A 23,560-nucleotide genomic window follows, 5' to 3' on the forward strand; every position below is an offset into this window, starting at 1 on the left:
TTGCTGATTGGTGTGGCACATTCTTTGAAGTAATGACAGTGTAAGTTTAACTGTTTAATCATTTAATTAATGGAGGATTAGATTATGAATATTATTAGAAGAAACCCAAATTGGTTACCTGATGTGTTCAATGACTTATTCAATAACGATTGGATGCCAAGAACAAATGCTACTGCACCTGCTATTAATATTAGTGAATCGAAAGATGATTACAAAATAGAGGTAGCAGCACCCGGAATGACTAAAGATGATTTCTGTATTCGCTTTGATGAAGAAAATAATCTGGTTATTTCAATGGAGAAGAAAGTAGAACACACAGAAGACAACAAAGAATCTCGTTACCTAAGGCGTGAGTTTTCATATAGTAAGTTTGAACAACGAATGGTTCTTCCAAACAATGTAGAGAAAGATAAGATACACGCTAAAATGGAAAATGGTGTACTGGGCATTTCTATTCCTAAGATTAAGGAAGATAAGATTAAAGACAGTATGAAATTGATTGAAATAGAATAACAGTATTGCCACAGACGAATAATATTAAAATAGAAAAAGCTATCCATTGGATAGCTTTTTCTATTTTAATTAAAAATGTGTATTATCTCTCCTATATTGATTCTCGCTTATCAAGAAGGGTGAGGTTCGTTATCGTTTATCTCTGACAAATGTATATTTCTGCCCTGCCTGAGTCGGCACATCATATTCATATACTTTATTCAAATATGGATGTTGAGGCTTTATTTCTTTAGAGATTAAAGGTTCTTTTATATTCGCTATTGCATATAGGGGATTTGGATTCACTTCTTTTGCATCGATGAGTCCTGCACCTGTTAAAGGTACATATGAACGTAATCGCATATTGCCACCTAACTTGGATAATATACTCACCTTGTCTATTTCTCCGTTATTCCATTCCATAGATATTTCAAAACCTCCGCGTGCCATTATTCCTTTTACACTACCTTGTTTCCATATTTTGGGTAAAGACGGTAACAAGTGAATAGCTCCATCGTGACTTTGTAACAACATTTCGGCTATTCCTGCTGTGAATCCGAAATTTCCATCAATTTGGAAGGGTGGATGTGCATCGAACAGATTAGGATAGGTTCGCCCATTGTCATTTCCGGTTTCCACAAGCGAAAGCATGTTAGCGATTATTTTGTAAGAATGGTTACCATCTAGTAAACGTGCCCAGAAGTTTATTTTCCAACCTATCGACCATCCTGTTGCCATATCACCGCGGTATAGCAACGAGTTCTTAGCTGCCTGAAAGAGTTCGGGGTGCGAGTATGGCGAGATCTGATTGCTCGGATATAAACCATATAAATGTGATACATGGCGATGATCGTTTTTCGGATCGTCCAGATCAGCAAGCCACTCTTGTAATTGGTTGTGTTTCCCTATTTGCATAGGGGCGAGGCGGGCAATCATATCTTCGAGTCGTTTATTGTATGCATCATCATTTGTTTGTAATGCTATGGATGCGTTCAGCGCATTATTCAGCACATCGAATACAATTTGATTATCCATCGTAGAACCTGCCGTTATACTGGTTTCTTTTCCCGGAGGTCCTTGTTCGGGCGATGTAGAAGGAGCTGATACCATCCACCCGTATATAGGGTGTTCTACTAAAAAATCGAGAAAGAAGTCGGCCGAACCTTTCAATACAGGATAGACTTCTTGTAAGAATACTTTATCTCCTGTATATAAATAGTGTTGCCACATATGTTGGCTGAGCCATGCTCCGCCATTAGGCCACATTCCATAGAACGGTCCGTCGACAGGAGCCGTGATACGCCATATATCGGTATTATGATGTGTTACCCATCCATTAGCATTGTACATTGTTTTGGCTGTTTCTTTTCCTGTTTCGGATAATTCTTTCAGCATTTCGAATAAAGGGTAATGTGTTTCGCTGAGGTTGGTTACTTCTGCAGGCCAGTAGTTCATTTCAGTGTTGATATTGATCGTGTATTTGCTATCCCATGGTGGAATAAGCTGATCGTTCCAGATACCTTGCAGAGTAGCGGGCTGACCACCGGGTTGTGATGAACTGATGAGCAGGTAGCGTCCAAATTGAAACAACAGCGTTACAAGGCTCTGATCTTTTCCATCTTTGAAATTCCTGACGCGTACATCAGTTTCTTCGTTCTCTCTTGTAGATGTACCCAGATTAAGTTCTACACGGTTGAATTGCTTTTGATAATAGCTGATGTGTTCAGCCAAGGCCGTTTCGTAACTTTTGGATAATGCTGATTTTAAAATACTTTCGGCTTTCACTGTCTCATTACCACTTACATTGTTATAATTGATAAAGTTAGATGCGATAGATATATAGATTGTAACAGAATTGGCATTCTCTACTGTAAGTGCATCTTCACTTGCTTTGATAGTTCCTCCATCAGCTTTTATACTGGTCTGATTCTCGAAGCGGACAACTCCTTTTATTCCCTCGTGATCACTTCCCATACCTTTTAATATCAGCATATTTTCTTTTGCCGTGAGTGTGTGGTTGGGCATAATTGATTCGTAGGTAGCCGTGAAATTGATACTGTTAGCCTTGTCTGCTGTGATACGCATAATAATCACGTCGTCGGTAAAAGAAGTAAATGTTTCCCTGACGAAGGTGATACCATCTACTATATATGAAGTATTAGCTACAGCTGTTTTCAGATCGAGGCTACGATTGTAGTTCGAATAATTATCATGTCCTTTGAAATCTAAGAAAAGGTTCCCTACAAGCTGATAAGGCATACCATTATGAGGTGTGCGTATATTCTTTTCGAGTATATCTTCGGCTTCTTTTTCTTTTCCGTCGAATATCAGTTTTCGTACCTGAGGAAGGACTTTTAACATGCTGGGACTATCATTGCGATGAGGACCTCCGGCCCATACTGTTTCTTCGTTTAGTTGTATCTGTTCTCTCGACGGATTACCGTAGACCATTGCCCCCAGCCGGGAATTTCCTAGTGGTAATGCTTCTACCCATTCTTTGGCAGGACGCTTGTACCATAATTTCAGATCATCGGCTTTGCATGTGAATATGCTCAGTAAGAGAATAGCAAAGAGTAAAATATATTTTTTCATAGTATATAGTGTATAATGTGTATTTCCTTTTAAGAAAAAGAAATATATGAATGGCAATATTAGTAAAAAAAGTAGTTCAGACGAAGTGAGGCGGATATCTTTATAAAGAATTGTCGGACAATCATTAAAAAGTAGGAAAAATAATCTTTCTTTCGGGTCAAACATTTTAACTTTGTTTTCATCTGAATAATTAACTGTTACCTTTTTATGATTATGAGAAAGAATGTAATCTTATTTCTATTTGCAGCGGTATTTTCTTTGCCGCAGATATTCGCTCAGGAGGCACGGCTACTACGTTTCCCATCTACCAATGGGCAGGAGGTCGTTTTCTCTTATGCAGGCGACTTGTATAAAGTTCCTGTCAGTGGGGGAGAAGCCCAACGTCTGACATCGCATGTCGGTTACGAAATGTTTCCTAAATTCTCGCCCGATGGTAAAACAATTGCTTTCACAGGGCAGTATGATGGTAATACCGAAGTGTTTACAATCCCATCTGTGGGAGGTGAGCCGCTCCGTGTGACGTATACTCCTACAAATAGCAGGGACGATCTTGGCGATAGGATGGGGCCTAACAATATTGTAATGACTTGGACTCCCGATGGTAAGAATATAGTTTACCGTAATCGTATAGGTAGTGGTTTTATCGGACGTTTATATACCGTTAGCAACGAAGGCGGATTGTCTGATGTGATTCCATTGCCCGAAGGAGGCTTTTGCAGCTATTCGCCCGATGGCAAGAAGCTGGCATACAATCGTGTGATGCGTGAGTTCCGTACATGGAAATACTATAAAGGAGGGATGGCCGATGATATCTGGATATACGATCCCGCAAGCAAATCAGTAGAAAATATAACTAATAACGATGCACAGGATATTATGCCGATGTGGATTGGTGATGATATCTATTTCATTTCTGATCGTGACCGTACGATGAATATATTTGCTTATAATACAAAAACGAAGCAAACAATTAAAGTTACTAATTTCACAGATTACGATGTGAAATTTCCGAGCCATCACGGAAATACTATTGTATTCGAGAATGGAGGATATTTATACAAACTGGATGTGGCAAACAAACAACCTGTGAAAATCAATATCTCTTTGACCTCCGACAATATTTATGCACGAAGCGACATCAAAAACGGCGACAAGTATGTTACAAGTGCAAGCGTATCGCCCGATGGTGAACGCCTTGTTATTACAGCTCGTGGTGAAGTGTTCAATCTTCCTGCTGATAAAGGCGTGACTAAAAATATGACACGTTCGCCGGGAGCGCATGATCGTAATGCACAATGGTCGCCCGATGGAAAATCGATTGTTTATATTTCGGATGCCACAGGAGAAACTGAATTGTATATGCAAGATGCAACCGGTTCGGAACCTGTACAACTGACAAAAAATAATGATACTTATATTCGTGGTTTCGAATGGAGTCCCGACTCTAAATCTATTGTCTATACCGATCGTAAAAACAGGATTAATCAATTGAATTTAGCGACTAAGCAAAAAACTGTGCTACTGACTGATCCTGTAGGTGAAATACGAGGTGTAGCTTTTTCGCCCGATAGTAAGTGGTTGACATATAATCGTATGGAGTCGAATAATTTTGACGTAGTGTATGTCTTTAATATTGCAGAGAAAAAAGAGACTGCGATAACTGATAAGTGGTACGAATCGTATAGCCCCGTTTTTAGTAAAGATGGTAAATATTTGATATTTGCTTCTGCTCGCGATTTTAATCCTATATATGGATCGAAAGAATGGAATCATGTTTATCCAAATTCAGGTGGTGTTTATATGGCTCTTTTATCGAAAGCTACACCATCACCATTTTTGGAAAAGGATGCTGAAGTCAAAATAGGAAGTGATGCTAAGAAACCCGAAACAGAGAAGAAAGATTCGACATCTGTTACAAAGATTGATTTTGACGGTATAGGAGATCGAATTATAAAGTTACCGATAGGACAAGCTAATTATTGGAATTTCTATTCGGATGGTGCAAAAATATATTATTCTAAAGGTCAGGATGCTTGTGTGTTTGATTTGAAAACCCAAAAAGAAGAAACTATTGCCGAAGGTGCATCAATGTTTGTAGGTAATAGTGATAAGAAAGCTCTATTTACGAAAAACAAACAATTCTTTGTAGCCAATATTCCGGGAGGAAAAACAGAACTGAAAGATCCTGTTAATCTTTCCAATATGAAAATTACGACTGATTATCCACAGGAATGGACTCAGATATTTAATGAGGCATGGCGTGTATACCGTGATGGATTTTATGTTGAAAACATGCACGGTGTAGATTGGAAAGCAATGAAAGAAAAGTATTCGGTACTTCTTCCATACGTGAAAAACCGTCTCGATCTTAATTATGTGATAGGTGAAATGATTGGTGAACTGAACTGCGGTCATGCTTATGTGAATCCGGGGGAATTAGATCGTCCTGAGCGTATCAATATGGGGCTGCTAGGCGCAGAGGTTTCGAGAGATAAAAGTGGTTTTTTCCGCATAGAAAAGATTCTTCAAGGTGCATCATGGAGCAAGAATCTCCGTTCTCCGCTTACAGATGCAGGTATAGAAGCTAAGGCAGGCGATTTTATTGTCGCTATCGATGGAGTTCCTACCAATACAGTAAAAGATATGTATTCATTGCTGGTAGGTAAAGCGGGAGTACCTACTGAAATATCATTGAATAGCAAAAATCAACTGGCAGGTGCACGCAAAATAGTGATTAGCCCACTGGATGAAGAAGATTCTTTGTATCAATACGAATGGGTACAAAATAATTTGAAGAAGGTTGAGAAAGCATCGAATGGTAAAATAGGCTATATCTATATCCCGGATATGGGTGTTGATGGATTAAATGAATTCGCACGTTATTTCTACCCTCAATTAGATAAAGAGGGGCTGATAATAGATGATAGAGCTAATGGTGGTGGCAATGTTTCACCAATGATATTGGAGCGCCTGTCTCGTGAGCCTTACCGCTTGACTATGCGTCGTGGTTCGACTCGTGTAGGTACTGTTCCCGATGCTGTGCAAGTAGGTCCGAAAGTATGTTTGATTAACAAATATTCTGCATCAGACGGAGACTTGTTCCCTTGGGGATTCCGTGCTTTAGGCTTAGGTAAGCTAATCGGAACACGTACATGGGGTGGAATTGTTGGTATATCGGGTTCCTTGCCGTTTATTGATGGAACGGATATACGTGTGCCTTTCTTCACGAGCTATGATGCTAAAACAGGACAATGGATTATCGAGAATCATGGTGTTGATCCTGATATTGAAATCGATAACGATCCTGTTAAAGAATGGAATGGCGAAGATCAGCAATTAGACAGAGCGATCGAAGAAGTGATGAAAGATCTTAAAAATAGAGAGCCTCTTAAACCTGTTCCTGCTCCTAGAGTTTGGAACAAGTAAAATTATATAAGAGTAAATAAAACAGGGCTTGTGGATTTATTTCCACAAGCCCTGTTTCAAAAAATGCCTTTGAAAAACAATAGTAAGACTTTTATTTTTTCTTCTTTAGCAGGTTCTTTGCTAAACCTGTTCCTGCATTAACTGCTGCTTGACCTAGAATACCTCCGCCTATAAGCTGACCGGGAATAGAGGTTGCAGAATTTACAAGCATCGATTTGGGATCGATCATAAACTTAGGATTATCAGTTGTGCCTTTAACAGTCATAGCTATGTTATTTATTAATCCCACTCTCAATGGTCCGGGAAAATATAACGAAACTTTGTAATCGATACTCTTGTCTAAACCTGTACTTCCTCCAAGATTTAATTTGGTTCCAAGTATTTTAACATCAAAAGGTTTAGTCGTCAATTTGCCATCCTGAACAGTGAATTCCACTATCACATTTTTAGCTATAAAAGAACTGAGGGATTCTAGTTTGACTTTAGCGGCTAATTCATCTAGGATTTTAATACCACCTTTTACTTTTATAACGTCAGTTTTCATTGTGCCACTTCCTTTTATATTAGCCAGTGTTTGATCTTGATTCTGATCTATAATTGTCGTGAAGCTCATCTTCATGGAATAAGTTCCTATTATTTTTTCAAATACAGGAGCAAACTTACCGATAGCTTTTACTGATTGGAATGTCTCAAAGAATGACATCTTATTCATATCCAAGGCCATATTTAATAATGGCTTGGACGGATTTTGTGCCGTATTATACGATCCGTTTGCTTTACAATATCCTCCTAAAGTATTTGCTGTGACATTCTTCATTGTTATTACCCCACTTTTTATTGTAATGTTTCCATCCAGATTGGTGATATCTGTTTTCTCGTATGTGACTTGTTTTAGAGACGCAGTTAAAGCCAAATCTAAATTCTTAGGAACGACAAAGGGTTTTGACGATTTCTTAGACCTATTGCCTGTAAAGTCGTTCACATTGAAATGAGCTGATTTAATATCTAACTGACCTTTCAATGTTTTATCTGCAACAATATAGCCTAAGAGATTCTCTAAACGACCTTTTATCGAAAGATCATTATTGCCGATTCTGATATTGAAAGAGGAGAGATTTACAAGTTGATGATTCAGTTTTGCAGCAGCATTCTTGATTTGGATAGTCGGTTGTTTCTCTCTTTTGAATAATATATTACTCAGATTTAATTGACCTGCTATTTTAATTTTATCATATTCATCTTTTTCTATATTCGATAAGTTAGCTGCCATATCTAAATCAGCATCAATCTTTCCGCCGATTTCTAAACCCTTATCAAGAGGATATATCTCTTTAATCAAATCCAGATCAAGTATACCCTTTAAATATACTTTCATGTGAAGATCGCTAACAGGTGTCTGTACACTCAAGTTCGATTTGAAAGTATTACCTCCTATGTTGAAGTTGAACCTACTAACATTTACTTTTGTGCTATCTAATGAACCACCTTCATTTTCCATTAGAAAATCAATATTAATATTGTCTACCGATTTGGGTAAAGACGAATATTTAAACATACCATTATGGACGAAAAGCTTAAGGCTGAAAGCCGGATATATTTCATCTTGCATCAATCCTTTTACATAGCCATCTATCGATACTGCACCCGATGCTTCCAAATCTTCGAAATCTTTAGTGTAAATTGAAGGTACGACAGATAGTATATCTTTGAAATCGGTATCTAGAGCTGTTAATTTAAAATCGAAGTTTATTCCCTTTTTTTCAACTAAAGTGAATGACCCATCAATATGAGTTTTTACTTCATTCAATTGTACATCACTTTTGGTAAGGGTAAACTTTTTATTCTTAAGATCGGCAGAAAAAGAAGAATTAGTTGTAAACTTTAATTTATCCAGATAAGGAACATCTTTTATGAAAAGTGAAAATTCATCGATTACAGAAGTCGTTTTTATACTGCTCTCATCACCTGCAAAATCGGCAGAAATAGTTCCGTTCCATCCTGTAATGATAGTCTTTACATGTGATATCTGATCTTCGTAAACAGCATTACATCCTGTTAGCAATATGTTTTGTATTTGAAGTTTGAAAGGTTTACTATCATTAGAAATATTTACTTTACTGGAATCTTTCTTGACTATATCCCAATTGCTTTGTCCGCTAGGTAATATTTTAGTATAAACCGAAGAACTATCTAATTTCAGCTGGCTTATATTATATCTGCTGCGAATCAAATTGATAAGACTCATCGATATTTCGACGGATTTTGCTTGAATGAGCGTATCACCTTCAAAATTGTCAATTCCGCTAAGTACAACATCATAGAGGGAAAGTGTAGCATGGGGGAAATTAGAGATGAGGTTCAGTCGTAAGTCCCTTATCTCAAGTTTTGCATTCAATTGCTCATCTGCTTTTTTTATAGCGGCTTTCTTTATTATTCCACTAAATAAAAATGGTAGTGCAATCAATATAACTACAAGAATAAGGATAACAATTCCACTAATTTTTAAGCCCTTTTTCATTGTGATATGAGATTCATTGATGTAATCTTAGATATTGCAACCATCGAAGATTCCATAAAATTATCATTCTATAAATCTATCTAAATTTAAAACGGATTAAGGTGTGAAATGTTCAGTTGAATTAGACTGTTACGGGCAATACTTATATGATAAGTTCAGCATTAAAATGCTTCGTTCAACGATATAAATAATCCTTGCGATCCATTAGTAGCCCATGCATAGTCGAGATTGACATTCGAACGGCTTCTCTTATTGATCATAACACGTAAACCGATGCCATAAGCTAAATTTACATGTTGGAAAAGATCGACATTTTCGGTACGGCTGCTGGCGGTAGCTGTGTTGGCGAAAATGACACCTCCGAGTGTATCACTGTTTTTTTGTAAAGGGAAGCGGTATTCTACTTCAGTATAGACTAAATCCTCTCCTCTGAACCGTCCCGATGTATATCCTCTACCTGAGCGGCTGAATTTATCCCAACCGATAGCCGGTAAGTTCATATAAGGTACATCGCCACTTGTTACAAACCATCCGTAAGTCCAGATACCGATAAGATGTCGTGGACGTTCTTCCGACAGATTGAAATAGTCACGGTATTCTAACCATAATGTACTTGAACTTTTTGTACTTCCTATCATTTTAGGATTTGCTCTCCAACTGGCAAAGGCATATCTGCCGGAATAAGGATTAGCAACATTATCTCGGCTATCGAACATTGCGTTGAGCGATACTCCCGATACGGTATTCCGATCGGGGCTAAAGCCTTTTAACGTATTATATCGATAATGATTTGTTATGTCCTGAGGTTCTTTATCTAAATTGAGTAAATGGTCGTTTATATTATAGATAACATCTAGATGATAGCCCAAACCATAAAAGAAGCGGGTGTCCTCATGTTTTTTCAAAAGGGTGAGGTATGCTCTGATAAAATCGTATTCCATCATTTCTTGTCTTCTGAGATAGTGAGTTTCCGAGAAATCATAATCATCATTATTTACTAGAGGATGAACCGATCTGTTATTTGTACCTAAACCATAAGTCGGTTGCGAAGTAATCTGATATCTCAGATCGGCTAACAGATTCCATTTATCACCTTCGAGAAATGTATTTCCCCGTACGCTGAAGAAGAGCTGTTTATTTGTTGTATACACCAAAGAGGCGACAGCAGACGACATACTCGTATTTTGCCTATCGCCCATGTACCATGTGAAACCGGGTGAGAATCCGAATGCAAAACCCACAGTAGGATTTGTAGCTACGACGGGAAAAGGGATGATATTTATTTTTTTCTCTTGACCCTTGGCGCAAAGAGCTATTAACGAAAATATAACGAGTAGTAAGAGTGCTATTAATATCTTTTTCATTCTATATTGTGTAATACCCCTTGTGATAATTTAGATGAAGGGTCTACTAGAATGTTAACAAAGCTAGTGTTGAATAGTTCATTATTTAAGGAACATAAGAGTAAACAATACTGAGTACTGAAGCAGCTTATTTTAATATATAGGATGGTGTATTGGTCTCATTCAGATATTTCTCAATTTCTTGTATATTAGCATCTTTCAATATGATCTTTTTGTCTTTATCCAGTAAGTAAAGTGTTGGAATAGCTTTTAAGTCATATTGTTTCTTATTCATTACAATTTGCTCTTTATCATAGCTGTTTACCCAATTTGACGGTATGTCATTCAGGTGCTTTTCCCAGATTTCCAAATCCTTATCGGGATAGAGTGCTAAAATTGCTAGTGATTTATCTTCCAATTTATTATTGAGTGTGGGAGATGCTTTTATGTAAGATATAATCTCGGCACAAGCATGGCAATCGGGATTATAGAATAAGACAATCGTATAATTGCCTTCGATGTTGTACAATGTACCCTTCTTCCCTGACTGTAGTGTATAGCTTATATCTGTTGCTTTTTCTCCGATTCTGTTTTTATACATCATATCCAAATCGAACTTTATTCGTTCCTTATCACTATCATTGGTTTTAGAATCTGTCACTATATATTCGGCAACCGGAATATATAGTTCCTCATTCCTCAATGGTGAATTAGGATCGTAGAGATATTTTTCGGATAGCTCTTTGAAATAAGAATACATTCTGCCTGTTTCTTCTTTTTCTGCTTCACCTAATAATTTTTGAATGGATGTGGCAGCGATATTTCTTTCCGTCAGAGGTAATACCTCTATATAATTGACAAATGCCTGTTCTGTAATTTGGGGTAAATTCGTATAAACTGTATCCGAGAAATCGAAATTATCCCAGTAATGAGCCACAAGAAAATCGCCTCTGTCTTTTGGCGTTGTAATATTTGCAGGTATAGAGATCATCACGAACTCTCTTTTCTTCTCTCCTTCGGATGATGCCTCTCCTTCTTTGGTATGTCCGCTACTGCATTTAAAGAAGCAGAAAGTCATAAATAAGAATATTAGTAATGGATAAATTATCCAAATAAGGATGCGCGAAATACTTATATTTTTCATAATTTAAACTATTGAAAACGTATATTTTATATTGTTAATGTCATGATCTCAAAAGCGGGCTATTTTGCTCTTTAATGCAATGCCTTCATATCCATAACAATATCATTTCACTATTTGTTCTCTCGCTAACATTAGAACATGGATGAAAGGGTAACTATATCTAATGAGAAAATGACCAGAATGGATGATGAAAATTGTCATATTTTATATCTCTGCTAGCATTCAGAATATTCCTAGAAACATAATAGGCAAATACTCTTTCAATTCTACTCGGAGTATTTTCAGCGCCTGACCTATACGGTAGGCAACTGTTTTAGTTGACACACCCATTTTTTCTGCAATTTCTTTATATGTTAAATCATGATAGCGATTCATTTCGAAAGCTTCCCTATAATCTTTAGGTAAATTCTTGATTGTTTGATCTAATGTTCTTAATAAATCGGTATGAGTGTAGAAGTCAGGATCTTCGAACTGTTCGATAAATTTAGAATATAAATCACTGTGTACTTGTTGCTTAATTTGCAAGTGGGAAATTCTGTTCAGACATTTATTCTTTACTATTGTGAATAATAAAGACTTCAGTGATTTGTCCGAATCTAAAGAATATCTATTCTCCCATAACCACATCATCGTCTCCTGTATCACATCCTCACATTCATTTATTGGAATAAAATTGGACGCAAAGGCATATAAAGCAGCATAATGCTGTTTAAATACGATATCAAAAGTGGCCTCGTCTCCCGATTTCAGGAGAAGAGTGGTTTCGTTGTACACATCCTGTTTAAGCGACATGGGTGTTTTTCAATTTAGGTAGTACAATAATACTATTTAGCAATGATATTCACAAAATATAGAAGCATCTTAACTAACCAAACTAAGAAAAATGCAAGAAAATTGAATAAATCTTTAGTACATCTTCTTTCTGAAATGTATTATATATAGAATGTGTATAAATGCACAATAATTAAGATAATAAATAATGACCGAAGATACTATAATCCGCTATCTATTGAACGAAACAACCAATGAGGAAAATATCAATACTCAACATTGGATGGAAGAGTCGGATGAAAATAGAAAAACTGTAGAGCAACTTTATTTTGTATTAGAAGCAAATAAAAGGTTGAGAATAATGAATTCTGTCGATACCGATCGGGCACTAGATACATTCAAAAAGAATAGGAAGATAAAGGAGCAAAAGAATAAGAACCAACGCATATTACAGACATTTCAGCGTATAGCTGCCGTCTTGCTATTGCCGATGATATGTCTTTCTTCCTATTTATATTTCTCTCATAGTAAAGTCGCACCATATATTGAAATGGTGGAAATGAAAACGAATGCCGGAATGGTATCTTCATTTAGCTTACCCGATGGTTCTAAAGTCTGGCTCAATTCAAACTCCAGTCTTCGCTATCCATCTACTTTCGATGCTCGGAGCAGGGAAGTGGAAATCGATGGACAAGCATATTTCGAAGTTGTGAAGAACAGCAAGCAACCATTTATTGTAAAAGCTCTCGATAATAATTTAAAAGTGGAGGTACTGGGTACTACATTCGATGTACAGGCTTATAAGAAAGACGGGATAGTAGAAACAACCCTTGTTACAGGTAGTGTTCAGTTGGATATTGCCGGAAGGCGAACGAAAACAGTGATACTCCCTTCCGAAAAAGCCGTTTATTCCCTTCATACGAACCAATTGCATATAACCACAGTCGATACCGATCGTGAGATAGACTGGATGTATAATCGTCTGGTTTTCAAAGAAACGCCAATGGCGGAAGTGTTGGCGCATTTAGCTCGTTTTTACAATATTGAATTTGAAGTTAAAAACAGGATTATCAATACCTATACTTTTACGGGAACATTCGAAGATAAACCTTTATATCAAGTACTCGATTACATGAAAATATCATCTAACATCAATTATAAGATAACATATCCGAAAGATGAGAAGGGAACTAAATCTATTATTGTATTAAGTAAATAGAAACCAAATAAATTATCTGACACATCCGACCTTAAATAAAAAACACTATTAACCTAAATCTAATTACAATGCCTATGAGAAGATAACCGTTCGAAAATCTAATAAAAAACACGGAAGCATGTTACGAGCATGTTTCCGTGCAAAACAAATCGAAAAACAATTTATTTTTTATTTAAAAGCAAAACAAAAATATGAGAAAAATTTATCATCTCCAACAGACTTGGAGGTATTGTCACCTTTCTTGCAAGTTTGATAAAATCCCTCTTACTATGAAATTATTAACTGTTTTACTGATTCTATCGGTGAATGTTGCTTTGGCATCCAGTTCGTATGCACAGCAAGCAACATTATCTCTTGATATTAAAAACCAAAGAGTAGCCGATATTCTGGATGAAATTGAGAAGCAATCCGATTTTCATTTTTATTACAATAGCAGATTAGTTGATGTAGAGCGAAAAGTCTCTATAAAAGCAAATAAAAAAGCTGTGCTCCCCATCTTAAGTGAAATATTCGCTGATTCTGATGTTGATTACAAAGTTTTGGATAAAGATGTAATTCTTACCGAAAAAAATAAATCAACGAATGGAAGTCAGGGTGTTACTCAACAACAAAATACTGTTTCCGGAGTGGTCAGAGATCAGACGGGAGAAACGATACTGGGAGTAAGTGTCGCTCTGAAGGGCACTTCTGTGGGTACGATAACAGATGTCGATGGAGCATATTCTATTAATGTGCCAAATCAGGATGCGATACTGGTTTTTACTTTTATTGGCTATTTGAGGCAAGAAGAAGTAGTGGGTTCCAGAAAGACGCTGAATATATCCATGAAAGAGGATATAAAGGAAATGGATGAAGTAGTTGTTATCGGTTACGGTACAGTGAAAAGAGCAAATCTGGCAGGAGCCGTTTCAACAACAGATTCCAGAACTTTTCAATCGCGACCTGTTCAAAATGCAGCTAATGCCCTTCAGGGCGAAATGCCGGGACTTACAGTTATTCGTACAAGTGGAGCGCCGGGAAGTAGCCCAACTATCCGCATACGTGATATGTCGTCTATCAATGGAGGGTCTCCGTTAATATTGATAGACGGAGCCGAAGGTGACCTGAATATGATAAACGCAGCCGATATCGACAATATATCGGTACTTAAAGACGGTACAGCCGCAATATATGGTGCGCGCGCTGCTGACGGTGTGATCTTGGTAACGACTAAAAATGCAAATAAAAATCAAAAACTGAAAGTTACACTCGACGCATTTTATTCTGTGAAAAAACCGGCTTTGTTGAAAAAGGCGGCCAGTCTTTACCAACATGCAGTTATGGGACTGGAGATTACAGATGGTTCCTTTCCTATAGAGTATACTCAGGACGAACTACAGCTGATACTTGATGGTAGTGACAAAGTACTTCCAACATCCAACTGGGGAAGATGGTCCGGATATCCTAAGTTTTATAAAGACCAGGACTGGAATGATATTATGATAGGAAACGGTAACCTTCAGAACTACAATGTCAGCCTTTCGGGTGGTGGTGAAAAGTACTCATACCTAATCTCTTTAGGACACCAAAACGAAGAAGGTTTACTTAAGTTTGGAACCGACAACGACAAGCGGTACTTTGTCAGAACGAAATCTAATATACAGATAGTTAAAAATTTGGATTATGATCTCAACCTATCGTACGAAGCTAGTAGTAGAAATTACTCATCAGGTATTAGTGAAGGACAAAATATATGGGAGTTAATATATAAAACCCGTAGCTGGGCTCCTTTGTATAATCCGGCAGGAAACTTTTATACATTCGAGGGCTTTGATAATCCCGCACAAGTGTTGGAAGATGGCGGATTATCGAATATAACAACCGGTAATTTTACTATAAACAACCAATTACGCTGGAAGGTTATAGATGGACTTAATCTGATCGGTCGTGCTGTGGTTCGTAAGAATGACTCTGACAAATATTCTGCTATGAAAATGCTTTACAGTTATAATTGGGATGACGTAAACCATAGAACAGCAAGAAAACCGAATAGCGCCGAACGCAGTTACTCAAAGACTTTGTATAAAAACTTCACTTTATATGGAGAATACAAAAAAACACTTGGAAAACATGACCTTGGTGTTATGGTAGGAGCTGCAAATGAATCGTCCGACTTTGATAAATTCTGGGCTAAACGTATCAACTTCGACCAACAGGAATCAATGCCCATAAATCTGGGGAGTCCTGAAGATCAGGATGCTTCGAGTGAAGGAAATGCATGGACTATCAATTCATTCTTTTCGAGGGTAAATTATGGATTTGCCAATAAATATATAATAGAAGGAACCTTGCGTGCCGATGGTTGTTCCCGATTCGATCCGGATTCCCGATGGGGTTATTTTCCCGGAGCAAGTGCAGTTTGGCGTGTCGGAGAAGAATCATTCATGAAAGATCTGAAACTTTTTGATGACTTGAAATTTAGAGCCTCTTATGGAGAAATGGGAAATCAGTCAGGTATAAGTTTTTACGATTATATCGAGCTGATCAATATAAGCAGAAGCTATTACCCGTTCGGTAACGGACAAAGAGGGCAAATGGCGCAACAATCCAATCTGGTTTCAAGTTCACGTACATGGGAAACGATCGCTTCAAAGAATCTGGGTATAGACTTCAGTGTTTTGGATAACAGATTATACGGATCGTTTGATTATTTCTGGAAAAAAAATAAAAACATGCTAATCCCTATAACCTATCCTTCTATGTTAGGAATTTCTGCTCCTGCAACAAATAGCGGAGAACTGAAAATTAACGGTTGGGAAGTTACGTTGGGTTGGAGAGATCAGATAGGTGACTTCAGTTATTCGGTAAGAGCCAATGTGAGTGATGCAAGAAACGAAGTATCGAAAAGGATCGGAAACTCGTTGATCGGACTTGGAATGAATCGTACTCCGGTAGGTTACCCTATGGATTCGTACTTCGGATATGTATTTGATGGGATTATCCAAAATGAACAACAGCTAAATGAATATAAATCACGTTTTCCGAAAAATGACCTTGTACAAAGCAAAATAGCCGTAGGGGATGCGATGTATAAAGATTTGGATGGCGATGGTAATCTTACAGTTCTTGGTGATGGTACAGAAGGAGCAGGCGACATGGTTTATCTGGGAAATACCAATCCAAGATATAATTTCGGTTTCAATCTGAATGCAGAATATAAAGGATTCGATTTCGGAGCATTTATACAAGGAGTTGGAAAACGGACTATGTTTTTGGAAGGTGAAGCCAGCAAGCCTTTTGCTGCACCATGGTATCAGTCGGCAGAGTACTGGTATGGAAAGACTTGGACTTCTGAAAGAACAGATGCCAAATATCCGGCTATAACTAATGATGGTAAAAAAGATTACAATTATTATGTGTCTACCAATACGAAACACAATGTGGCCTATGTGCGCCTGAAAAACTTACAATTCGGCTATACCATTCCTAAGAAGCATCTTCAAAAGTTTAAACTCGAGAAGATCAGGGTCTATTTCAGTGGTGAAGATCTCTTCGAAATTCACAATGCACCCGGCGGATGGGATCCGGAAGAAGGTGGTGGTTATGTGAGTTATCCATTTGCCCGTAACTATTCATTAGGTGTAAATATTGTTTTCTAATTTTTCCTAAAGTATATAAACATGAAAAAATATATATTAACAATTTCTACGATTATTGTCACTCTGTTGACAATATCAAGTTGTCAGGACATTGATTTGTATCCGAAAGATGATTTGACGGATACTCAGTTTTGGAAAACCCCCAACGATTATATGAAAGCTGTAAATCTTTTATATGACAGGATGGAAACTTTCGGTACAAAAGATACCGACAGCGATATTGCTTACGGGCAGTTGGGAAATACGGTGAGTAATGGTACACTGGTAGCTCCCAACTCTGATGGAGATTGGGACGATCGCTTTGTAGATTTACGCAACTGTAATAAAATTATAGAAAAAAGTGAGTCGTACGAAGGTAATTTCTCCGAAATAGAACGCTATGTAGCCGAAGCCCGATTCTTTAGAGCTTATACTCATTGGCGATTGATGAAGAAATTTAACGATGTTCCTATTGTTACAAAAGTTTTGAGTACCGAATCAGCCGAACTGTATGGCACAAGAGAACCACAGGCAAAGGTAGAAGATTTCATACTCTTCGAATTGGAGGAAATTTACACTAAATTGCCACTACAAAGCAAACTTACAGCAGATGAGAACGGACGTATTACGCAAGGTACTGCATTGGCTCTGAAAGCAAGAGTGGCATTGTTTGCAGGTACGTGGGCTAAATATCATAAGCACAGAACCGATTATCAGCAATTGCTCGATCAGGCAATAGCGGCAGCCGAGCTTGTAAGAAAAAGCAATGAATACTCTCTATTCGAAAAAGCAGGAGATGAAAGCTATCGTCGTTTGTTTATTGAGGAGGGAGATAATGCACCCGAAGCGATATTGTCGAGCCGTTATTACAAAGATATCCGTATGCATTCGACAGCACATGGTGTCTACTGGGGACAAAGAGGCACTCCTACCAAAAAACTCGCCGATATGTACCTATGTAAAAGTACCGGCTTACCTATCGACAAGCCAGGTTCGGGATTTCAGGGTTATAAAAAAATGGCTGATGAGTTTGAAAATCGAGATCCACGTATGAGCCAGACATTCTTAATCCCCGGAACAACATATCTAAGCCCTCAGGATGGGCAGTTGGTGAGTGTTCCCCAATTCAATACACGACCTGAAACTCGTACCGGATATAAGCTTTGGAAGTTTATGGGAGAAGAGAGAACAGGTGTAAACGATTCATCTTACGACTATCATATCATTCGCTATCCTGAAGTCTTACTTATTTTAGTAGAAGCAACCTACGAAAGAAATGGGTCTGTCAGTGATGAAATACTGAAAAATACGATTAATGTAATCCGTTCACGGGTGAGTGTCGAAATGCCTCCGTTAACCAATAAATTCGTGCAAGATAACGGGTTGAATATGCAAACAGAAATCCGTAGAGAACGTGCCGTAGAACTTGCTTTCGAAGGATTCAGACGCGACGATATAAGACGTTGGAAAACAGGTGAAGTAGAATTGCCGGGAGCATTGAAAGGTATAAAATATAAAGGAACTGAATATGAAGATCTAAGTGTTTTAGATAAAGAAAATCCGGGCATAGTGGATGAAAATGGCTTTTTAATAATAGAAGCCGAAGCCAACCGCTTCTTCACTGCTCCGAAGCACTATTATTATTCATTGCCGTTAAATGAATTATTCCTTAATCCTAACCTGTTGCCGAATAATCCGGGGTGGTAATTTATATTCATTTTAATATAATGTGATGAGAAAAAAGATTCTTAATGTTATAGTTGCAATACTCTTTGTATCTGGTGGCTTTACCCCATTTATACATGGACAAGGCAATATAAAACCGGCACCTAAAGAGTTGATGGGTAACCGATTTCTGACACTGAATACTGTGATTCGGGTGAATCAGATCGAAGTTGCCAGAGATAAGAGCGTTGGAGAAGATGAACGTTCTATGCATACCCCCGAGCGCGTAGTGGCATTCAGAGAAGCTGTTTCTTCAGAATTTCCTGATGCCAGAATTACATGGTCGTTCAGTTGGTTGGCACTACATGATGATTCTGATAATTATAAGAAGATTCGTGAGTTGGTAGTTGGATATCATCATAAATATGGAGATGACATAACCTTTATTCCCGGAGCTTATTTCGCCAATGCTTATAATACCAGAGAGCAGGTAAATAAAGATTTGCATGAAGGTTTAGCCAAAGTGAGCGAGATGGTCGGCAATGGTTTTCGCCCAAAAAGCATTGTTGCCGGATTTTTGGCCGCCGAGAATCAGCAATATCTGGCCGAAAAGGAAGACATTCATGTGTGTCAGGGAAATATATGGAGCCAGTTTTCTATCGATAATCAGGATGGAGATGGAGCAGTGTCTTACCCGTTTTATCCATCGAAGGAACACTTCTGTAAACCGGCACAAGGTAAGAGCGATTTTATCGATTGTGTAAATCTCGATGGATGGACAATGGATTTCTTATCCGCTCGCAGAGATGGATTTGCCGGAGGTTTTAATAGCCGTATGGGCGTTGGCCCGATCGAAACTATTCATGCCTACGGAAAGTTGGTTGGACTTACAGAAATGATGCATACAACAGCCATGCACTACGATCGGGGATTTGAACTGAATGGCTTTGCATGGGTTACCAACTGTTGGGAATTGTCTCTTCCGTTCAGCGTAGCAGGAATAAGTGACTGGTTGAATGAGATAAAAAGAAGTTGGCCCGATGTGAAATTTATCACACAAGGCGAATTCGGCTTACTGTGGAGAGAACATTACAAGGAAAACTCCTTCGATTATCGTTTCGAACAAAAAGGCTCCGGCATCGGAGGATCGGATGCCAATCTGAAAATACGGTGGTTTATGAATAAAGATTTCCGTCTGGCATTGACCAAAGATTGGCAAAAAAACAGAACCGAAAATGTAATTGATTTTACCCGTTACGATTTGAAGGCAGAAGAGCCTATGGAAATGACGCGTAAATGGAGTTTGTTAGGTGAAATCAATCAAAAACAAACCCGTCCGCAGGATAGGCCTAAACCAATAGATAAACTTTCTCCTGAAGGAATTTTCTTAATTAAAAAACATTACCCATATTTGTTTTACTAAATCAAGAAGCGATTTCTGAGATATAATAAATAATATCAACCGGTTATTTATGTTTCGATGTAAATGACCGGTTATTTTAAATATTAACCGCAATTTTCAACTAATCAATTATTACTATGAATTTATCAAAAATGATGTCTGCCGTACTGCTTTTATGCATAATATGCATAGGGTGTTCAGCTAATTCGAATAAAACAGAAGAAAAAGAGACATCGGACAGCCCACGAATAATTAATATTATCAACTTTATTCGTCAGACAGATTATCGTGTTGAGAATGCCGATAGCCTTCTTTTCGAGACAGTACAAGAGCAAGTGAAACTCTTGAATAGGTACAATTTGCCGGGAACATTCCTATTGCAATACGATGCCTTAATCAATCCTCTATATCAGGATTTGCTTAAAAAAGAATTAAATGCTGATTCTGAAATTGGCGGTTGGTGGGAGATAACTCAGCCACATGTCGAAGCAGCCGGAATAAAATGGCGTGGTGAACACTCGTGGGTGTCTCATGCAAATATTGCTTTCACTACGGGATATAGTCCTCAGGAAAGAGAGAAACTAGTAGATGTGTATATGGCTAAGTTCAAAGAGATATTCGGAAAATACCCGACAGCCGTTGGCTCTTGGTTTATAGATTCCCATACGTTGGCCTATATGCACGATAAATATAAAATTGTAGCGTCATGTAATTGCAAAGACCAGATAGGAACAGACGGATATACCCTTTGGGGTGGTTATTGGAATCAGGCTTATTATCCGAGCAAATTGAATGCTTATATGCCTGCGCAAACAGCCAAAAATCAAATTCCCGTTCCAATATTCCGTATGCTGGGTAGCGATCCTATCTATCAATACGATCAAGGCTTAGGTGGAAACAGACAAGGTGTTATATCGCTGGAACCTGTATATCGCGATTCGGGTATGGATAAAAACTGGGTCGAATATTTCTTAGAATCCATTGTGAATCAACCATCGCTTGCTTTCAACTATGCCCAAGCCGGACAAGAAAATTCTTTCACATGGAAAGGAATGCAAAAAGGTTTGGAAATGCAGATTCCTATATTCGACTCGTTAAGAAAATTGAATAAGATTAAGGTCGAAACTTTAACTCAATCAGGAACTTGGTTTAAAGAGCAATTTGATGTTACGCCTGCAACAGCCGTAACTACACTAACCGATATTCGCAACGAAGGGAATAAGTCGGTGTGGTTCAATAGCCGTTATTATCGTACCAATTTGCTATGGGAGGGTACATCGTTCCGATTCAGAGATATTCACCTCTTTGACGAAAGATTTGAATCTCAATACCTTAACAAAGCAGGAGAAGGCGGACAATTTTTCTATTTTACACTTCCTATTGTCGATGGATTCATGTGGAGTACCAAAGATAAGAAATCAGGGTTGCGAGTTATGCAATTAGAGAAAGATGGCACAAAGAAAGAGGTATTATTCAAAAATCCTATTGTAACGGAATTGGCTAAGGATGTGCTGCAAGTAGAATGTGATGATGCCGGTGGGAACACCTTCAAAATTATATTTTATGAAAATCGGTTCGAAGTCTCTTGCAAACCATCATTAGCAGATTTCTCATGGGTACTTGAACTTACAGCTGCTCCTGGCGCAGAATTACCGTTTCAATCTATCGAAGGAAAACAGATTAAAGCAGAATTTCGTGGTTTTAAATATGGTATAACCTGTAAAGAAGGTAAGGCTGAAAAATCAGATAAAGTATCTGATTATGTTTTCAGGCTAATTCCTGCAAATAATAAATTAGTACTTGATTGTACGAACAGTTTATAAAAGAAAATGATATGTTAAAGAAAATAATTCTTTCTCTGATAATAGCGTTTAGCTCTATGAATTTGCTGAATGCGGCAGAACCTGTTTTGCCGGTTATGGCTGCACCAATCACATTGAATGGCAACAGATTTGTAACTCTATGTATAATGATACGCACCACGCCTTGGGAAGTATCGAGAGATGTGAAAATTCATCCACGTGATGAAGGGGACTGGCATACACTTGATGGAGTACGCTCGTTAAGAGAGGCTTTTGCTAAAAACAATCCTGATGGGCGTCTGACATGGGGATTCACGATGAATGCCTTGGAAGATCAACGCCAAAACTATAAGGAGATTCGTGAGTATGTAGTAGAATGTCAGAAGAAATATGGCGATGAAGTGTCTTATTTTCCCGGCTATTTTCCGGCTATGTATTTGCCTCGCGAAAGGGTAAACAAAGAAATGTCGGAAGCAATACAGATCATATCCAAATTAGTTGGGAATGGTTATCGTCCGCAATCTATAATCGGTGGATTCTTATCGGCTGATAATTTGAAATATCTTGCGGAAAAAGAAAATATACATACCGCTCACGCAGTTATTTGGAGCCAGCACAATATCGATGGAGGAGGGGCAGATGGTTCGCCGTCATATCCTTTCTATCCATCTACGGAGCATTTTTGTAAGCCTGCTCAAGGAAAGGCTGACTTCATCGATTGTGTGAATCTCGATGGATGGACAATGGATTTTCTTTGTGCACGCCGCAGTGGTGCAACAGGTCATGGAATCGAAGGCTTTAATAGTCGTCGTGGAGTTGGTCCTATCGAAACCTATAAAGGTTGGGGGCTCGATTTAGGACATCGCGAAGTGATGCACACGCAGTCCATTCATTTCGACAGAGGATTTGAACTGAACGGCTTTGGATGGGTAACCAATATTTGGGAGGCGCAAATGGTACACGAATTCGGAAAAGAATTTATCTGCAAGGCTCTCGAAATGTGGGTGACTGATACGAAGAAACGTTGGCCCGATACTCATTTTCTGACCTTTGGCGAGTTTGGAACAATCTGGAGAGAGCAAAACAAATCGAATGATGATTGGAATTACAGGTTCGAAGAACGTGGATCGGGATTAGGAGACTCATATAATAATCTCGAAATCAAATGGTTTATGAATAAAGAGTTTCGATTGGCTTTATTGCGTGATTGGCATAGAAGAACGCCAATGCAGGTAATCGATTTCACTCGTTATGATCTTCCTGCAAAAGAACCGGCAGATCCCACACCTCAAAAACCTGCTAAAGATTGGAGCCTGATGAACAGAATAAACCAAAAGGGATTGAGACCACAGGATACTCCGAGAGAACTTAAGGAACTGGATAAAGATGATCAGGATTTGATTCGGAAACATTATCCGGAATTATTTCAAGATTGAAAATAAAATCGACAGTACTTTTTCATATTTAGGTTAAGGTAATTGTATGTATCCGATTACACTGGAATACAATCGTCTTGTTCCGCTTCGAATGGTTAATCGAAGCGGAACTTTTTTTGTTTGTTGATGATTG

13 protein-coding genes are annotated in these 23,560 nt (G+C 38.1%); 8 read left to right on the plus strand and 5 right to left on the minus strand.

Features of this window, described 5'->3' with window-relative positions:
- Positions 1-84: 84 nt before the first annotated feature.
- A complete protein-coding gene (locus G7Y57_RS05650) occupies positions 85-513 on the plus strand; it encodes an Hsp20/alpha crystallin family protein (RefSeq protein ID WP_165021235.1) in 429 nt (142 codons plus the stop codon).
- A gap of 129 nt (positions 514-642) precedes the next feature.
- Here G7Y57_RS05650 and G7Y57_RS05655 read toward each other — a convergent pair whose 3' ends face one another.
- Positions 643-3,084 carry a glycosyl hydrolase family 95 catalytic domain-containing protein gene (locus G7Y57_RS05655; RefSeq protein ID WP_165021236.1) on the minus strand — a complete coding sequence of 814 codons (2,442 nt, stop codon included), beginning with the start codon at positions 3,082-3,084 and terminating at the stop codon, positions 643-645.
- 213 nt (positions 3,085-3,297) lie between these two features.
- Between G7Y57_RS05655 and G7Y57_RS05660 the strand changes: the two genes are divergently transcribed.
- Positions 3,298-6,510: a S41 family peptidase gene (locus G7Y57_RS05660; RefSeq protein WP_165021237.1), complete on the plus strand. Its 3,213-nt coding sequence runs from the start codon at positions 3,298-3,300 to the stop codon at positions 6,508-6,510.
- A 91-nt stretch (positions 6,511-6,601) separates the two neighbouring features.
- Here the strand turns inward: G7Y57_RS05660 and G7Y57_RS05665 are convergent, their stop codons facing one another.
- From G7Y57_RS05665 to G7Y57_RS05680, 4 genes are all read right to left on the minus strand, one after another.
- Positions 6,602-9,028, minus strand: a complete 2,427-nt coding sequence (locus G7Y57_RS05665; RefSeq protein WP_165021238.1) for an AsmA family protein — start codon at positions 9,026-9,028, stop codon at positions 6,602-6,604.
- Positions 9,029-9,189: 161 nt separating this feature from the next.
- Positions 9,190-10,392 (minus strand): BamA/TamA family outer membrane protein, encoded by a 1,203-nt coding sequence (locus G7Y57_RS05670; RefSeq protein WP_165021239.1) that lies wholly within the window; start codon positions 10,390-10,392, stop codon positions 9,190-9,192.
- 127 nt (positions 10,393-10,519) lie between these two features.
- A complete protein-coding gene (locus tag G7Y57_RS05675) occupies positions 10,520-11,515 on the minus strand; it encodes a DUF5106 domain-containing protein (RefSeq protein ID WP_255491348.1) in 996 nt (331 codons plus the stop codon).
- 222 nt (positions 11,516-11,737) lie between these two features.
- Positions 11,738-12,307, minus strand: coding sequence for an RNA polymerase sigma-70 factor (locus G7Y57_RS05680; RefSeq protein WP_165021240.1), 570 nt, complete (start codon positions 12,305-12,307; stop codon positions 11,738-11,740).
- Positions 12,308-12,494: 187 nt separating this feature from the next.
- Here G7Y57_RS05680 and G7Y57_RS05685 point away from each other — a divergent pair, with 187 nt between their 5' ends.
- The 6 genes from G7Y57_RS05685 to G7Y57_RS05710 all read left to right on the plus strand — a co-directional run bounded on the left by G7Y57_RS05685 (position 12,495) and on the right by G7Y57_RS05710 (position 23,427).
- Positions 12,495-13,505 (plus strand): FecR family protein, encoded by a 1,011-nt coding sequence (locus G7Y57_RS05685; RefSeq protein WP_165021241.1) that lies wholly within the window; start codon positions 12,495-12,497, stop codon positions 13,503-13,505.
- Between the two features lie 269 nt (positions 13,506-13,774).
- Positions 13,775-17,143 (plus strand): SusC/RagA family TonB-linked outer membrane protein, encoded by a 3,369-nt coding sequence (locus tag G7Y57_RS05690; protein ID WP_255491349.1) that lies wholly within the window; start codon positions 13,775-13,777, stop codon positions 17,141-17,143.
- Between the two features lie 21 nt (positions 17,144-17,164).
- The gene (locus G7Y57_RS05695) at positions 17,165-18,829 is read left to right on the plus strand and encodes a RagB/SusD family nutrient uptake outer membrane protein (RefSeq protein WP_165021243.1); all 1,665 of its coding nucleotides are present in this window, start codon (positions 17,165-17,167) and stop codon (positions 18,827-18,829) included.
- Between the two features lie 25 nt (positions 18,830-18,854).
- Positions 18,855-20,210, plus strand: a complete 1,356-nt coding sequence (locus G7Y57_RS05700; RefSeq protein WP_165021244.1) for a DUF3863 domain-containing protein — start codon at positions 18,855-18,857, stop codon at positions 20,208-20,210.
- A gap of 116 nt (positions 20,211-20,326) precedes the next feature.
- On the plus strand, positions 20,327-22,012 hold the full coding sequence (locus tag G7Y57_RS05705; protein ID WP_165021245.1) for a hypothetical protein: 1,686 nt from the start codon (positions 20,327-20,329) through the stop codon (positions 22,010-22,012).
- Between the two features lie 11 nt (positions 22,013-22,023).
- Entirely contained in the window at positions 22,024-23,427 is a 1,404-nt protein-coding gene (locus tag G7Y57_RS05710; protein WP_185153923.1) for a DUF3863 domain-containing protein, read from the plus strand.
- The last annotated feature ends 133 nt before the right edge of the window (positions 23,428-23,560 follow it).

The organism is Dysgonomonas sp. ZJ279 (assembly GCF_011039205.1).
Lineage (GTDB): Bacteria > Bacteroidota > Bacteroidia > Bacteroidales > Dysgonomonadaceae > Dysgonomonas.

What these genes read in the sequence shown, in the direction of transcription:
- G7Y57_RS05650 (WP_165021235.1), top strand. Translation starts at nt 85, where the DNA reads ATGAATATTATTAGAAGAAACCCAAATTGGTTACCTGATGTGTTCAAT.
- G7Y57_RS05655 (WP_165021236.1), bottom strand. Translation starts at nt 3,084, where the DNA reads ATGAAAAAATATATTTTACTCTTTGCTATTCTCTTACTGAGCATATTC.
- G7Y57_RS05660 (WP_165021237.1), top strand. Translation starts at nt 3,298, where the DNA reads ATGAGAAAGAATGTAATCTTATTTCTATTTGCAGCGGTATTTTCTTTG.
- G7Y57_RS05665 (WP_165021238.1), bottom strand. Translation starts at nt 9,028, where the DNA reads ATGAAAAAGGGCTTAAAAATTAGTGGAATTGTTATCCTTATTCTTGTA.
- G7Y57_RS05670 (WP_165021239.1), bottom strand. Translation starts at nt 10,392, where the DNA reads ATGAAAAAGATATTAATAGCACTCTTACTACTCGTTATATTTTCGTTA.
- G7Y57_RS05675 (WP_255491348.1), bottom strand. Translation starts at nt 11,515, where the DNA reads ATGAAAAATATAAGTATTTCGCGCATCCTTATTTGGATAATTTATCCA.
- G7Y57_RS05680 (WP_165021240.1), bottom strand. Translation starts at nt 12,307, where the DNA reads ATGTCGCTTAAACAGGATGTGTACAACGAAACCACTCTTCTCCTGAAA.
- G7Y57_RS05685 (WP_165021241.1), top strand. Translation starts at nt 12,495, where the DNA reads ATGACCGAAGATACTATAATCCGCTATCTATTGAACGAAACAACCAAT.
- G7Y57_RS05690 (WP_255491349.1), top strand. Translation starts at nt 13,775, where the DNA reads ATGAAATTATTAACTGTTTTACTGATTCTATCGGTGAATGTTGCTTTG.
- G7Y57_RS05695 (WP_165021243.1), top strand. Translation starts at nt 17,165, where the DNA reads ATGAAAAAATATATATTAACAATTTCTACGATTATTGTCACTCTGTTG.
- G7Y57_RS05700 (WP_165021244.1), top strand. Translation starts at nt 18,855, where the DNA reads ATGAGAAAAAAGATTCTTAATGTTATAGTTGCAATACTCTTTGTATCT.
- G7Y57_RS05705 (WP_165021245.1), top strand. Translation starts at nt 20,327, where the DNA reads ATGAATTTATCAAAAATGATGTCTGCCGTACTGCTTTTATGCATAATA.
- G7Y57_RS05710 (WP_185153923.1), top strand. Translation starts at nt 22,024, where the DNA reads ATGTTAAAGAAAATAATTCTTTCTCTGATAATAGCGTTTAGCTCTATG.